The sequence below is a fragment of the Streptomyces sp. NPDC003697 genome, from assembly GCF_053587115.1.
On sequence record NZ_JBSFNN010000032.1, the window covers coordinates 12,833 to 27,673 of the forward strand.

Consider the following 14,841-nt stretch of genomic DNA (forward strand, 5'->3'; position numbering starts at 1 on the left):
GCCCGGCCGGGCGTGTCTCAGCCGCGCGGAGCGGGTGGGTCGGTGGGGCGGGTCACGGCGACGCGGGCGCCGAGCGCTCGGTGTCCGGCGTGCCCCCCGGGCCGTCGTCCGACGTCGCCAGCCACGCGCCCACGCCGACGGCCGCCGCCACCACCGCGCCCGCCACGGCCAGCGTGATCCGGCGCCGCCGGGCCGCCGCCCGGTGGCGGGCCGAGCCGGGCCGGGCCGCACCCGCCGCACGCGGGGCGCGCGCCGTGCCGTGCGCGCCGCCCGCCAGCTCGTCCGGGCCCGGCACCCGCATCGACGTGTGGGTGTCCCGGTTGGAGTCGGGCTTCGCTCCCGGAACCAGCGGCACCGCGCCCCGCCGCAGCGCCCGCTCCCCGGCCGGTGCCGCGGCGGGCGTCTCCTCCTGCGGCTCCAGGTCCGCGTCCGGCTCGTCGACGTCCAGCGGCGGGATGCCGGCGAGCATCGGCAGCAGTTCCCTGAGCCGGGCCGCCAGCTCCGACGCCCGCAGTCGCGACGCCGGCGCCTTCGCCAGGCACTGCACGAGCAGCTGCCACAGCTCCTCCGGGATGCCGGGCAGCGGCACCACCGTCTCCGTGACGTGCCGGCGGAGCACCGCGCCGGGGTGTCCGCCGCCGAACGGCGTGAAGCCCGCCAGCAGCTCGTACAGCACCGTGGCCAGGGCGTAGATGTCGACGGCCGCCCGCGGCGGCAGCCCCTCCACGATCTCCGGCGCCAGGTAGTCCGGTGTGCCGATGATCTTCGTGGCGCGGGTCCGCTTCGGTGTGTCGATGAGCTTGGCCACGCCGAAGTCCGTCAGCAGGGCCGGGTGGGCGCCGCCGGGGCCCAGCGGGCCCTGCATGTCCAGCAGCACGTTCTCCGGCTTCACGTCCCGGTGCACGACCCCCGCGGCGTGTGCCGCCGCCAGGCCGTCCGCGACGTCCGCGACGACGGCCACCGCCGCCTCGGGCGCGAGCCGCCGCTCCCGCTCCAGGCGTGTGCGCAGGTCCGTGCCGCGCACCAGGTCCATGACGAGCGCCAGGTCGTTGCCGTCGACCACCAGGTCGCGCACAGAGACGACGTTCGGGTGCTCCAGACCGAGCAGGGCGGTCCGCTCCTGCACGAAGCGGCCCACCAGCTCCTGGTCGGACGAGAGGTCCTCGCGCAGCAGCTTGATGGCGACGGGCCCGTCCGGACCCTCACCCAGCCACACCGTGCCGGCGCTGCCCCGCCCCAGGATCTGATGGGCGGTGTACCGGCTGCCGATCTTCCGTGCCAAGGCTGCTCCTACAGACGCGTGTTGCCGACAAAACTACGCGTCCGGCGAGTCAACCTTGACCACGGGAACGGAAATCACCCCTCAGATGTCGACATGTCGCTGAACCTGCGAGGGTCCGCGGCCTGCGGTCGGCGGAACGGGACTCCTCGGGCGGGAAACGCGCCCCGCACGTCGGGAGGCCCCGCCCGGGTGCGGCGGGGCCGCCGCGTAGGGCGGCAGCCGCTGGGGCAGGCCGGAGACGGGGCCTCAGGGCGCGGTCCCGCGCCCCGGCGCACCCGGTGCGGGCACGGTTCGCCCTCAGGTGCGGTCGGCAGCCGCGCGGGCGTCAGTCGCCGACCGCGCGGGTCACTGCCGGCCGCGCGCCTCAGCTGCCGGTCGAGCCGCCGGTGGACCCGCCGCCCGAGCCGCCGCTCAGGTTCCCGATCCAGTCGGTCACCTGGCCGAACCAGTCGCTCAGCTGTCCCCAGAAGGTCCGGCCGGTCCCGATCCAGTCCTGCAGCGGGCTCAGCTCCCAGATCAGCCAGCCGGCGACGAACAGGACGACGATCGTGAACAGGCACCCCTTCAGACAGCCCAGGCCCGGGATCTTCATCGGGTTGGCGCCGCGCTGACGCGGCGGCCGCGGCTCGCGTGCCGGGCGCCGCGGCTCGGCGGGGGCGGGCGGGGCGTACCGCTGGGGCTGCGGGGCCTGCGTGGGCTGTGGCTGGGGGGTGGCGTACCGCGGCGGCCGCTGGTGCTGCGGGGCGTACTGCTGCTGCTGCGGGTGGCCGTACCCGGAGCGGGGAGGCTGCTGCTGCGGCCGGGAGACCTGCCGCTGGGGGCGGCGGCGCAGCGGGTCCTCGCTCGGGTCGAGGTACTGGATCTGCGTCTGCTCGTTGCGGTCGCGGGCGGCACGCAGCTGGGTCTGCCACGGGTGCGGCTGCTCCGGCTGCTGCCCCTGCGGCCCGCCGTCCTGCTGGTTCTGCTGCACCGGCGGCATCATGCGCGTCGGGTCGGCGGCGCCCGGCACGCCGCCGGTGTGCGGCAGGACGCTGGTCGCGGCGTTCGGGTCGTAGGCCCCCGCGCCCTGCGGCAGCACCTGCGTCGGGTCGGCGGCCCCGGGCGCGTCCGGCGCGAAGGCGCCCGGCACCGGCGCGGGGGCCGGGTCGGGTGCCAGCAGGGCGCCGACGCCCTCGGCGGCGGCGATCTGCGCGGCGTTCGCGTGCACGCCGACGCCCTCGGCGACGACGCGCAGGCCGCGCGCGAGGTTCTCGGCGCTGGGCCGTTCCCCGGGGTTCTTGCGCAGGCAGCGCTCCATGACCGTCCACAGCGGCTCCGGGACGGTGGAGGGGCGGCGCGGTTCGGCGCTCAGGTGCTGGTGCAGGACCTCCAGGGTCGAGCCCCCGGAGAACGGCGGACGGCCGGTGACCAGCTCGTACAGCAGGATGCCGGCGCCGTAGACGTCGACGGCGGACGTCTGCGGGCGGCCCTCGGCCGACTCGGGCGCGACGTAGGCGGGGGTGCCGACGAACTCCTGGGTGCGGGTGAGTCCGGGCGAGTCGGCGAGGCGGGCGATGCCGAAGTCGGTGAGCATCGGGTGCATCTGCCCGCCGCTCTGCCGCAGCAGCACGTTGGCCGGCTTCAGGTCGCGGTGGACCACCCCGTCGGCGTGGCTCGCGGCGAGCGCGTCGGCGATCTGGGCGGTGAGCAGCGCGGCCGCGACGGGCGTGACGGGGCCGTTCTCGCGCAGGTAGCGGTGCAGGTCGGGGCCGTCGACCAGGTCCATGACCAGGGCGAGCAGATCGCCCTCGACCACCAGGTCGCGCACCCGGACGATGTTCGGGTGGGTCAGCCGCAGCAGCACGGAGCGCTCGCGCAGGAACCGCATCACGACGTCCGGGTCGTTCGCCAGCTCCTCCTTGAGGACCTTGATGGCGACGGTCTCGCCGGCCCTGCCGGGGGCGGCGGCGCCCGCGGTGTCCCCGCCCCAAGGCGCTCCGGCGGGCTCCGCGCCGGGGGGCGTCCCCATGCGGGCTCGCCAGACGGTGCCCGTGGCGCCGCGTCCGAGGGGCTCCTCGAGCAGGTACTTGCTCCCTACCGGCCGCACGTCATGCGCTCCCTGCTGCTTGCTTGCCTGGTCCCGCGCCGGGCCCGGCGGGGTGGGCCTCCCCGCCGGGCCGAGGCCGGGGGCGGGCGTGTTTCCGACCCACTGTAGTGCCGCCGTGCCCGGTGCCGGGCTGTCGTCGGTGCGTACCCGGCGGTCCTGCCGCGCGCTGCGCCGGGGCCTTCGAGGCGACCGCTGTCCCCTCCGGTGCGACGTACGCACGGGATGCCGTACATGTTCGACGGAAAGACGCTCGGCTCGGGTCGATCGGTTGCCCACAGGAGGACGTGACCGATCTCAAGCAGTCACACGGGGGGCACTGGTCAGCCATTTTTACGGGCAGAGCCGACCAATCAAGATCACTTGCCGGTGGGCGGCGGGCGCGCTGTCGGTGGCAGGTGCGAGGATGCCCCCCAGTACTGGCCGACGTGCCCGTGCGGCGGTGGGGGAAGTGCGCGGTGGGGGGACCGCGGGACGGCTTCGTCCCCGTACGCGGGCGCCCGCGCAGAAGGGACCGCTGACGGCGATGCAGATCCGGCTGACCGTCGTAGACCCGCTGGGCCCGCCCCCCGAGGCCCAGGGCCGCGCCGCGACCTGCGACGTGCTGGTGACGGCACCCGCGGGCACGGCCCTGGCCGCGGTGGCCTCGGCGCTCGCCGCCTCGGTCTCCGGTGAGGCGGGTGGCGCCGAGCGCGGCCGTGAGGCCGGTGCGGGACCGGTGGTCCTGTACGCGGGCGCGGAGCGGCTCGACGCCCAGCGCTGCACGCTCGGCGAGCCCCCGCTGCTCGACGGCGCGGTGCTGTCCCTGGGCGCCCCCGCGGAGCCCGAGCCGCACCCGGAGCTCGACGACGCCCCCACCCAGCTGCACGTGGTCGCCGGACCTGACGCGGGCGGCGTCCACCTGCTGCACGGCGGGCAGATCACCGTCGGCCGCTCCGCCGACGCCGACGTCCCGCTCGACGACCCGGACGTCTCCCGGGTGCACTGCGCGGTCACGGTCGCTCCCGACGGGCGCGTCTCCGTCGCCGACCTCCACTCCACGAACGGCACCGAGCTGGACGGCGTGCGCGTGGGCTCCCGCCCCGTCCACCTCGCCCCGGGCGCGCTGCTGCGCGTCGGCGAGTCGGCGCTGCGCCTGGCTCCGGCCGGCGGTGCGGGGGCGCGGGTGGCGACGGCACCGGACGGGGAGGGCCAGGTACGGGTCCCCTCGCCGGCCGAGCGCGGACCGGGCGCGGCCGGCAGCGGGACGGGCGGCGGCGTGCCGGCGGCCGGCTCGGCACCGTCCGCTCCCGACCCGGGCACGGGTGCGGAGCGCACCACGTTCGGCCACGGCCCGGCGGCCTGGATGCCCCCGGCGGGCGCACCGGACGCGTCCGGACAGCGGCCCGGCGGCCCCGCCGTGCTGCCCGCGCAGGGCCGGTCACCCGGCGCCGGGCACCAGGACGGCCACGGTTCGCGCGACGCGGCGGCCGGCGGGGGGACGTACGCGCCGGACGCCGGCGCGGACACCCACGGCGGACGCCCACCGGGGGCGGGCGGAGCCGGCGGGCCCACCACCCGGACCACGGGGACCTGGGACGGCGCGGGGACCTTCGCCGCCGGGGACACCGGTGGCGTGCGGTCCCACCCGGCCGACGAGGCCCTGGGCCGGGGCGGCGCGGCGGGCACGGACGGCGGGGCGGACGCGGGCAGCGGGGCGGACTCGGGCGGCCGCAAGGGCACGCCCCTGCGGGGCACCGACGTACCGCAGTCCCTGCGCCGGCGCGGCGGGCTCGGCGCGTGGGCGCGGCGGCTGGCCGGCGGCCGTGACGAGCAGGCGGCGGCCCCCCGGGAGTCCTACGAGGGGACGGCGGACGGCGCCCCCGCGCCCACCGTCTCCCCGCGGTACACCGGGACGCGCCTGCCGGAGACCTGGCCGGACCCGGCGGCGCTGCTGCTGACGGCGCTGGGCCCCGGCCCGCGCCTGTGGGAGCGCGGGCCCGGGCACGCGGAGGCGCTCACCGTCCGGCTCGGCACGGCCGACCGGCCGGCCCTCGACGGCTCCGGACTGCTGCCCGCGGTCCCGGTGACGGCCGGTCTGCGGGAGGTGGGCGCGCTCGGTCTGGCCGGACCGCGCGCCCGGCTGTCCGGGCTGGCGCGCGCGGTGGTGGCCCAGCTGGCCGCGCTGCACTCCCCCGACACCGTCGAGATCGTCCTGATCGCCTCGGACCGCACGCGTTCCCTCCAGGAGCGCACCACCGACTGGTCCTGGCTCGGCTGGCTCCCCCATGTGCGCCCCGGACACGGCCAGGACTGCCGGCTCCTCCTCGCCTACGACGGCGAACAGGCCGCGGCCCGCACGGACGAGCTCCTGCGGCGCCTGGACGACCACCTGACGGACACCCGGGGCCCGGCGGCGCCGGCCGCCCCGGACGGCCTCCCGGACCCGGCGGCGCCCGGCGCCGGGACAGCCGCGGGGACGACCGTGACGACGGCAGCGAGCGGACACGGCCCGGCGCACGGCACCCAGGCCGGGGTCCACCCGGACCCGGCGGCGCCCGGCGCCGGGACAGCCGCGGGGTCGGCCGGGGCGCCAGCGGCGGACAGCGGACACGGCCCGACGCACCCCGCCCAGGCCGCCCCGGCCGGGGGTCGAGCCGTGCCGCCGTACGGGGCGCCGCCCGCCGCCCGCGGGGCGGCACAGCCGTCCCGGCGGCCCTCCTGGGCGCGGGACACCGGCGCGGACGCGGACCCTCAGGGCTTCGCCGGGCCGTACACCGTGGTCGTCGTGGACGGCGACCCCGGGGGCGCCGCCGTGCGGGACGCGGTGGTGCGGCTGGCCCAGGAGGGGCCCCGGGCCGGCATTCACGTCGTGTGCCTCACCGAGACGGCACCGGCCTCCCCCGCCTCACCGGTGACGGAGACGTACGAGGCGGCGTGCGCGTCCTCGCCGGTGTTCCGCGCCTGCGGTGCCGTCGCCCTGCTCAGCGGCGACGTCGCCACGGCGCTGCGGCTGATGCGGGTCGCGCACGCGGGGACGGAGGCGCGGCGTCCCGGCACCGCGCCCGGCGCGCGCGCGCCGCAGGGCGCGTCGGCGCGGCCGCCGGCCGGCCTCCGCCCCGACCCCGGCACCGCCCGGCGCCCGGACGCCCCCTCCACCGGGGCGGACCCGCGCGCCGGGGAGCACCCGGCCTCCGCCTCCCCCGGGGCCCGGCTCCCCTCCGCGCCGGCTTCCGGGGCCACGCGCCACGAGAGCCCGGGCCACCCGGCGGCCGCCCACGCGCCGTCCGCGGCCGAAGGGGCCACGCCCCGCCTTGCCGCCGCGCGGGCGCACGCCGCCGCCCCCGCGAGCGGACCCGGGCACGCCTCCCCCATAGCCCCCGGCACCGTGGCCGTCGTCGACGCCGTCTCCCTGCCGTGGGCCGAGCGGTTCGCACGGGCCATGGCGCCGCTGCGGACGGACACGGCCGGCGGGAACCGGCAGGCCCGGGTGTCGGCGCCGCTGCCGCAGTCGGCCCGGCTGCTGGACGAGCTGGGCCTGGCCCGCGCCACCCCGGCGTCCCTGCTGGCGCGCTGGGCGGACGCGGCCGACGACACGACGGCGCTCGGCGGGCGGGCCACGGCCGTGCTGGGCGCCGGGCCACGCGGCCCGGTCTGCGCGGACCTCGTGGCCGACGGCCCGCACCTGCTGGTCGAGGGCCCGGCGGGCAGCGGTCGTACCGAGCTGCTGCGGTCCGTGGTCGCCTCGCTGGCCGCCGCCGAACGCCCCGACCGCCTCGGCATCGTCCTCATCGACGGCCGTGACGACGCGGGCACGGGCGGAGCCCACGGCGACGGCCTGCGCGTCTGCACGGACGTGCCGCACGTGAATACCCACCTCACCGCCAACGACCCGGTCCGGATGCGGGAGTTCGCCCAGTCGCTGAGCGCCGAGCTGAAACGGCGGGCCGAGCTGCTCGGGCGGACGGACTTCACCGAGTGGCACACGCGGCGGGAGGTGTCCGGCCGGATCGTCGCCCAGCGCACACCCGCGGGCCGGAGCCCGGGCGGCTCCGCGGCGGGCGACCTGGAGAGCCCGCCCACCGCCACGCTGCGGCTGCGGCATCCGTCCGCTGCGCGGCGGACCGAGGAGGCCCCTCCGCTGGCCCGGCTGGTCGTGGTCGTCGACGACCTGGACGCCCTGGTCTCCCCCGCGCTCGGCTCGCCGGGCCGGCCGGCGGCCGGGTCCGTGATACGCGCGCTGGAGGCGGTGGCCCGGGAGGGCGAGCGGCTCGGCGTCCACCTGGTGGCGGCCACCGGTCCCGGAGGGCGCACGGCGGAGTCGGAACCGGCGCGCCGGGCGACGCTCCGCGTCACGCTGGACGCTCCGGCCGGCGTCCGCGGAGGCGCCTCCCCGTTCGAGCGGGGCGGGGACAGCGGCGGGGAGCCGGCGCCCGGCCGCGGCCGGCTCGCCGGCCCGGACGGGCGGGTGACCCCCTTCCAGGGCGGCCGCGTCACGGGCCGCATCCCCCGGACGGCGACCCTGCGTCCCACGGTCGTCCCGCTGGAGTGGCACCGCATGGGAGACCCGCCGGCCCGGCGTTCCGTGCGGGAGCTGGGCAACGGGCCGACGGATCTGGCCCTGCTGGCCAGTGCGCTGGAGCGGGCCGCGCGCGAGGTGTCGGCGGCGAAGGTCCCGTCCTTGCTCTGACGGGCGTCCCACAGACCGTCACGAGGTGGTCACGATCGTCCACTTGACACGGTGGGCGCTCTTGCCGATGTCCGGAAGCCGGGCGTAGACCAGATCCACACGGGAAGGCGCTCGGTCGTTCGACGAGGAACGAAGAACGGGGCAGTGATGCGCAGCACGAGCAGCACCATCCGCACACGCAGAGCCGCACGGACCGCCGCGGCGGTCGCCGCGGGCGCGCTGGCGCTCTCTCTGACCGCGTGCGGCGGAAGCGACGACGACACGCCGAACGGCGGGAAGAGCAGCGGGAGCACGGACTCCGGCAGCGCCCTCACCCTGCCGAAGCTGAACGGCCAGAGCCTGGAGGTCGCCGCCGTGTGGACCGGCGGCGAGCAGGCCAACTTCAAGAAGGTCCTCGCGGAGTTCGAGAAGCGCACCGGCGCCAAGGTGACCTTCGTCCCCGCGCAGGACCCGATCATCAACTTCCTCGGCTCGAAGATCGCGGGCGGTCAGCCGCCGGACGTGGCGCTGCTCCCGCAGCCGGGCGCCATCAGGCAGGCGGTCGAGAAGAACTGGGCCAAGCCCCTCGGCGCCGAGGCGCAGGCGCAGCTCGCGAAGAACTACTCCCAGGGCTGGCAGGACATCGGCAAGGTCGACGGCAAGCCGTACGGCGTCTACTACAAGGCCGCCAACAAGTCGCTGATCTGGTACAACGCCCAGGTCTTCGAGAACGCCGGCGCGAGTGAGCCCAAGACCTGGAAGGACCTGGTGTCCACCGCGCAGACGATCTACGACTCGGGGGTCACCCCGGTCTCGGTGGGCGGGGCCGACGGCTGGACCCTCACCGACTGGTTCGAGAACGTCTACCTCTCCCAAGCGGGCCCGGAGAAGTACGACCAGCTGGCCCAGCACAAGATCAAGTGGACCGATCCGTCCGTGAAGGACGCGCTGACCACGCTGGCGCAGATCTGGGGCAAGAAGGACTACCTCGCCGGCGGGCCGAACGGCGCGCTGCAGACCGAGTTCCCGGTCTCCGTCACCCAGACCTTCACCGGCGGTGACCAGCCGAAGGCCGGCATGGTCTACGAGGGCGACTTCGCGCAGGTCAACATCGGCGAGACCAAGGCGAAGGTGGGCACGGACGCGAAGGTGTTCCCGTTCCCGGCCGTCGGCTCCGCCGCGCCGGTCGTCTCCGGCGGCGACGCGGCCGTGGTCCTGAAGGACTCCAAGGCGGCGCAGGCCCTCGTCACCTTCCTGGCCTCGCCGGACGCGGCCACGATCCAGGCGAAGCTCGGCGGTTACCTCTCCCCGAACAAGAACGTGCCGGAGTCGGCCTACCCCAACGACGTGCAGCGCAGGATCGCCAAGGCCCTGATCGCGTCGGGGGACGACTTCCGCTTCGACATGTCCGACCAGGCCCCGCAGGCGTTCGGCGGTACGCCCGGCAAGGGCGAGTGGAAGGCACTGCAGGACTTCCTGAAGAACCCGGCGGACGTCGCGGGCACGCAGGCACGGCTGGAGAAGGACGCCGCCGCGGCGTACGGAGGCTGATGCCACGATGACCGGACACCACGGACAACGGGGGAGCCGGCGATGACGTCGGCCACCGCGGAGGGCGTCGGCAAGACCCCGGCGACGCCCTCCGGTCCCCGCCGGCGCAAGAGCGTGACCGGCACCCGCAGGACCGTGGCGGCGCTCTTCCTGCTGCCCGCCCTGGTCCTGCTCGGCGCGCTCGTGGTCTACCCGATCGGGTACTCGATCGTCCGCAGCTTCTACGACAACTCCGGTGACGGCTTCGCCGGGTTCGACAACTACCGGGCCCTGTTCACCGATGACGGCATCCGCACCGCGCTGAAGAACAACATCATCTGGGTGGTGTTCGCGCCGGCGGTCGCCACGGCGCTCGGCCTGATCTTCGCCGTGCTCACCGAACGGGTGCGCTGGGGCACGGCGTTCAAACTGGTGGTCTTCATGCCGATGGCGATCTCGATGCTCGCGGCCGGCATCATCTTTCGCCTGGTGTACGACCAGGACCCGGACAAGGGCGTCGCCAACGCGGTGTGGGTCGGGGTGCACGACACCTTCGCCGAGTCCTCGGCCTTCCCCAAGGCGCACCCGGGCCGCCGGTCGCCCCTCCGGGCCGACCGAGGCGGCTTCGTCACCACCGGCACCGTGCACACGGGCCAGTCGGTCGCGCTGCCCCTCGTCGGTGTCGCCCCCGACAAGATGCCCGGCAGCGCCAGGAAGGCCGCCGCGCCCGAGCCGAAGCCGGGGAGGATCACCGGCACCACCTGGCAGGACTTCACACGCGGCAAGGGCGTCGGCCGGCTCGGCGAGGTCGACCCGGCCGAGCTGGGCTACGCCGGGATGCGGATCGAGGCGGTCAGGGACGGCCGGGTCGTGGCATCGGTCAAGGCCGCCGCCGACGGCACGTTCACGCTGCCCGCGAAGGCCGACGGCGCCCGGCTCCGGCTCCCGGCGAGCAACTTCGAGGAGCCGTACAACGGCGTGGACTGGCTGGGGCCGTCGCTGGTCACCCCGGCCATCATCGGCGCCTACGTGTGGATGTGGGCCGGCTTCGCGATGGTGCTGATCGCGGCGGGGCTCGCCGGAGTGCCACGGGAGCTGCTGGAGGCCGCCCGGGTCGACGGCGCCAACGAGTGGCAGGTGTTCCGGCGGGTCACGGTGCCGCTGCTGGCACCCGTCCTCGCGGTCGTCGCCGTCACCCTGATGATCAACGTGCTCAAGATCTTCGACCTGGTCTTCATCATCGCCCCCGGCTCCTCCCAGGACGACGCCAACGTGCTGGCGCTGGAGCTGTACCGCAAGGGCTTCTCGGAGGGCCGGCCGGGCGTCGCCAGCGCCATCGCGGTGTTCCTGCTGCTGCTGGTGATCCCGGTGATGCTGTTCAACATGCGCAGGCTCAGGCGGGAGGTGCGGCGATGACGGTGCAGGCGGCCGGTTCCACGAAGACGGCGCCCGTCCGGGCCGTGGAGGCGCGCGAGTCGCTGGGCTCGAAGCTGGCGGGGGCCGTCAGCGGCGGCCTGGCGCGGGTCTTCCTCGTCCTCGTGGGCCTGTTCTGGCTCGTCCCGACGATCGGCCTGCTGCTGGCGTCGCTGCGCTCACCCCAGGACATGAGCTCGGGCGGCTGGTGGCAGGTCTTCACCAAGCCCTCGCAGCTGACCTTCGACAGCTACCAGAAACTGCTGGAGAACGGCGACATCACCGGCTCCCTGGTGAACACCGTCCTGATCACCGTCCCGACGACGGTCCTGGTGGTCGTGGTCGGCTCGCTCGCCGGGTACGCCTTCGCGTGGATGGAGTTCCCGGGCCGCGACTGGTGGTTCCTGGCCGTGGTCGGCCTGCTGGTGGTCCCGGTGCAGGTGGCGCTGATCCCGATCGCGGAACTGTTCGGCTCCGTCGGTCTGTTCGGGACCGTGCTCGGGGTGGTGCTGTTCCACACGGGCTTCGGCCTGCCCTTCGCGGTGTTCCTGCTGCGCAACTTCTTCGCGGAGATCCCCCGGGAGCTGCTGGAGGCGGCCCGGCTGGACGGCGCCGGTGAACTGCGCCTGTTCGCCCGGGTCGTGATGCCGCTCGGCGGGCCCGCGATCGCCAGCCTGGGCATCTTCCAGTTCCTGTGGGTGTGGAACGACATGCTGGTGGCGCTGGTGTTCACCAAGTCCGGCACGCAGCCCATCACGGTGGCCCTGCAGACCCAGGTACGCCAGTTCGGCAACAACATCGACGTCCTGGCACCGGGCGCGTTCATCTCCATGGTGATCCCGCTGGCGGTGTTCTTCGCCTTCCAGCGGCAGTTCGTGTCCGGCGTGATGGCGGGTGCGGTGAAGTAGACCCCCGTCGGGGCGAGTTGGCGGAGGGGCGGACCGGCAGCGGTCCGCCCCTCCGCCGTTTCCCCGGCTGCCGCGGGTGCACCGACGACGGCGCACACACCGTTCGTCCCACCGTCGCTCGCGGGCGGCGCGCCCGGGCCGGTACGGGGCGCGTGCCGCACCGGCCCGGGCGTGCCGCCCGCGGTCCGTGTCCTCGCCCCGGCGCACCCGCCCGTGCCCGCGCGTGGGCCCGGCATCGGCGCCTGCCGCGCTTCGCTCCTCCGCCGGTGGGGCGGACGCCGGCCGCGGTCGGTGGGCGGTCCGGGCGCGGTGACGGGCGGCGCGGGCGGTCCGGGCGGTCAGCGGTCGGCCCGGGCCCGGTGACGGGCGGCCCGGGCGGTCGGCGGACGGTCAGCGGGCGGTCGGCGGGCGGTCCGGGCGTCCGGCGGGAAGGGCCCGGCGCACGGTGGCGTTCCCGTGCCCCCGGAACGCGAAGACGCACCGCTCACTCACCGCGTCGCAACCTCTCCGTCACCAGACCGTCACCCAATGCCACCGAACGCCGTTTGCTCTTCCGGAGGTCCGTCCGCACCCCAGCAGGCCGCGACCCACCCCCTGCGGCCGACCACCGGCGCCCCCAGGGCGGCCGCACGGCGGTCGCGGGACGGCCGCCGCCCACCGCGCCCGGAGCCGGCCCCGGACCACAACGGAAAGAGCAGAATGCCCCGCTTCAGCATCGTCGTCCCGTCCCATGGGGTCGCGGGCCGGCTGTCCCAGGCGCTGGACTCCGTCCTCGCGCAGTCCTACGGCGACTTCGAGCTGATCCCGGTCTGCGACGCGCCCGGCGCCCCGGCAGCGGACGTCGCCACCGGATACGCCGCGCGGGACTCCCGGGTGGCCCCGGTGTACTCACCGCCGTCCGCGGGGCTCGGCGCCGCACGCAACGCCGGGATGCGGGCGGCCACCGGCGCGTACCTGCTGTTCCTCGACGGTGACGACACCCTGGCACCGGGGTCCCTGACAGCGCTGGCCGCCCGCCTCGACGAGCTCGGCCGCGAGGGCGACGGCGAGCGCGGGACCGGAAGCGACGGCGACCGCGGAACCGGGACCGGAAGCGACGGCGCAGAGATCGACGTCCTGTACTTCGAGCACGAGCGGACGCCCTGGTGGGAGGGCGAGCCGGTCAACCCGGCCCGACCGCTGCTCGCGGGGGCGCCCACGCGCGCCTTCTCCCCCGCCGAGGCCCCGGACCTCACGGGCGTCCGCCTCCCGGCGTGGAGCGCGGCCTACCGGCGCTCGTTCGTCACCGGCCACGGCCTCGCCTTCCCCGAGGGACACCACACCGACCTGGGCTGGGGCGGCCTGGTCACCCTCGCCGCCGAACGCGTCGCGGTGCTGCGCCGGGTCGTCGTACGGCACCTGCTGCGCCGGCAGGGCAGTCGGCTCCGGCTCCCGGGCGAGCACCAGTTCGACCTCCTCGACCAGACGGAGCGGGTGCTCGCCCGGGCCGCGGAGCAGGGGCTGCCCACCGACCGGCTGGCACCCCTCTTCGACCACCTCTTCGCCGCCGTGCTGACCACCGTCTCCCACCCCGAACTGCTGCCCGCGCGGCGGCGCCGGGCCTTCTTCCGCCGGGCGGGCCGCCTCCACCGCCGCCACCGTCCGGCCGGTCACCGGATGCCCCGCGGCGGCGCGGGAGCCCGGCAGCGGCTGCTGGCGGCGGGGGCGTACACGCTGTTCCACGCGCTGCGCGGCGTCGACCGGGCGGCCACGCGGGCCGCCGGAGCCCTGCCGCGGACGCACGGGGTGCGTATGCGCCTGCTGTACCGGTGGCACCTGCATCGCCCGCTCGACGAGCACCTCGTCGTGTACTGCGCCTACTGGGGCCGCGGCTACGCCTGCAACCCGGCCGCCCTGCACGCCGCGGCCCGCGAACTCGCCCCGCACCTGCGCGCGGTGTTCCTGGTCGAGCCGGGCCGCGCGCACACCCTGCCCGAGGGCGTGGACCACGCGGTGATCGGCACCCGCCGGTACTGGAAGGTGCTGGCCCGCGCCAAGTACCTGGTGAACAATGCCAACTTCGCGGACGCCGTGGTCAAGCGTCCCGGCAGCGTGCACCTGCAGACCCAGCACGGCACCCCGCTGAAGACCATGGGCGTCGACCAGTCGCCGTACCCGGTGGTCGCCGCCGCGACCGGCAGCTTCACCAGACTGCTGCGCCGGGTGGACCGCTGGGACTACAACCTCTCCTCCAACCGGCACTCCACCCAGATGTGGGAGCGGGCCTTCCCCGGCGCCTACCAGGCCCTGGAGTACGGCTATCCCCGCAACGACGTCTACTACACGGCCGACGCCGGCGACGTCGCCCGCGTCCGCCGGGAACTGGGCGTCCCGGAGGGCGCGACCGCGGTCCTGTACGCGCCCACGCACCGGGACTACCGCACCGGGTTCGAGACGGACCTGGACCTGGAGGCGTTCTGCGAGGCGGCCGGCGAGGACGTCGTCGTCCTGCTGCGCGCGCACTACTTCTACGACCGGGGCGGCAGACGGAGCAGCGGCCGCGTCATCGACGTCACCGCCCACCCCTCCTCCGAGGACGTCTGCCTGGCCGCCGACGCGCTGGTCACCGACTACTCGTCGATCATGTTCGACTACGCCCACCTCGACCGGCCGATCGTCGTGTACGCCGACGACTGGGAGGTCTACCGCGAGACGCGCGGCGTCTACTTCGACCTGATGCGGACGCCGCCCGGCCCGGTGGCGCGCACGCCCGGGGAGCTGGCGCGTGTCTTTCGCGACGGCACGTACGCGGGGCCGGGGGCGGCCGCGCTGCGGGCCCGGTTCCGGGAGCGGTTCTGCCAGTTCGACGACGGACGGGCCGCGGAACGCGTCGTGCGCCGGGTGTTCCTCGGCCGGCCACCGCGGACGCTCCCACCCGTGGTCCCGCTCACCGAGCGCGTCCCGGCACCCGCCCCCGCCACCCTCGTTAGGAGCTGAC

General features: G+C 76.1%; 7 protein-coding genes. 5 read left to right on the forward strand and 2 right to left on the reverse strand.

Annotation, left to right across the window (positions count from 1 at the left end):
- Nucleotides 1-52: 52 nt before the first annotated feature.
- Nucleotides 53-1,282 carry a serine/threonine-protein kinase gene (locus ACWDNY_RS15495; protein WP_451646261.1) on the reverse strand — a complete coding sequence of 410 codons (1,230 nt, stop codon included), beginning with the start codon at nucleotides 1,280-1,282 and terminating at the stop codon, nucleotides 53-55.
- Nucleotides 1,283-1,646: 364 nt separating this feature from the next.
- Nucleotides 1,647-3,368, reverse strand: coding sequence for a serine/threonine-protein kinase (locus ACWDNY_RS15500; protein WP_451646262.1), 1,722 nt, complete (start codon nucleotides 3,366-3,368; stop codon nucleotides 1,647-1,649).
- Nucleotides 3,369-3,891: 523 nt separating this feature from the next.
- Between ACWDNY_RS15500 and ACWDNY_RS15505 the strand changes: the two genes are divergently transcribed.
- The 5 genes from ACWDNY_RS15505 (at nucleotide 3,892) to ACWDNY_RS15525 (ending at nucleotide 14,840) form a co-directional block, all read left to right on the forward strand.
- The gene (locus ACWDNY_RS15505) at nucleotides 3,892-8,034 is read left to right on the forward strand and encodes an FtsK/SpoIIIE domain-containing protein (protein WP_451646263.1); all 4,143 of its coding nucleotides are present in this window, start codon (nucleotides 3,892-3,894) and stop codon (nucleotides 8,032-8,034) included.
- A gap of 147 nt (nucleotides 8,035-8,181) precedes the next feature.
- A complete protein-coding gene (locus tag ACWDNY_RS15510) occupies nucleotides 8,182-9,564 on the forward strand; it encodes an ABC transporter substrate-binding protein (RefSeq protein WP_451646264.1) in 1,383 nt (460 codons plus the stop codon).
- Between the two features lie 42 nt (nucleotides 9,565-9,606).
- Nucleotides 9,607-10,959, forward strand: coding sequence for a carbohydrate ABC transporter permease (locus tag ACWDNY_RS15515; RefSeq protein ID WP_451646265.1), 1,353 nt, complete (start codon nucleotides 9,607-9,609; stop codon nucleotides 10,957-10,959).
- A complete protein-coding gene (locus tag ACWDNY_RS15520; protein WP_451646266.1) occupies nucleotides 10,956-11,864 on the forward strand; it encodes a carbohydrate ABC transporter permease in 909 nt (302 codons plus the stop codon). The genes ACWDNY_RS15515 and ACWDNY_RS15520 overlap by 4 nt, the downstream gene beginning before the upstream one ends.
- Before the next feature lie 699 nt (nucleotides 11,865-12,563).
- Complete coding sequence (locus tag ACWDNY_RS15525; protein ID WP_451646267.1) at nucleotides 12,564-14,840, forward strand: bifunctional glycosyltransferase/CDP-glycerol:glycerophosphate glycerophosphotransferase; 2,277 nt, start codon at nucleotides 12,564-12,566, stop codon at nucleotides 14,838-14,840.
- Nucleotide 14,841: the final 1 nt, after the last annotated feature.

Excerpts from the sequence above, each read along its gene's own strand:
- ACWDNY_RS15505 (WP_451646263.1), top strand. The coding sequence starts at position 3,892 with ATGCAGATCCGGCTGACCGTCGTAGACCCGCTGGGCCCGCCCCCCGAG.
- ACWDNY_RS15510 (WP_451646264.1), top strand. The coding sequence starts at position 8,182 with ATGCGCAGCACGAGCAGCACCATCCGCACACGCAGAGCCGCACGGACC.
- ACWDNY_RS15515 (WP_451646265.1), top strand. The coding sequence starts at position 9,607 with ATGACGTCGGCCACCGCGGAGGGCGTCGGCAAGACCCCGGCGACGCCC.
- ACWDNY_RS15520 (WP_451646266.1), top strand. The coding sequence starts at position 10,956 with ATGACGGTGCAGGCGGCCGGTTCCACGAAGACGGCGCCCGTCCGGGCC.
- ACWDNY_RS15525 (WP_451646267.1), top strand. The coding sequence starts at position 12,564 with ATGCCCCGCTTCAGCATCGTCGTCCCGTCCCATGGGGTCGCGGGCCGG.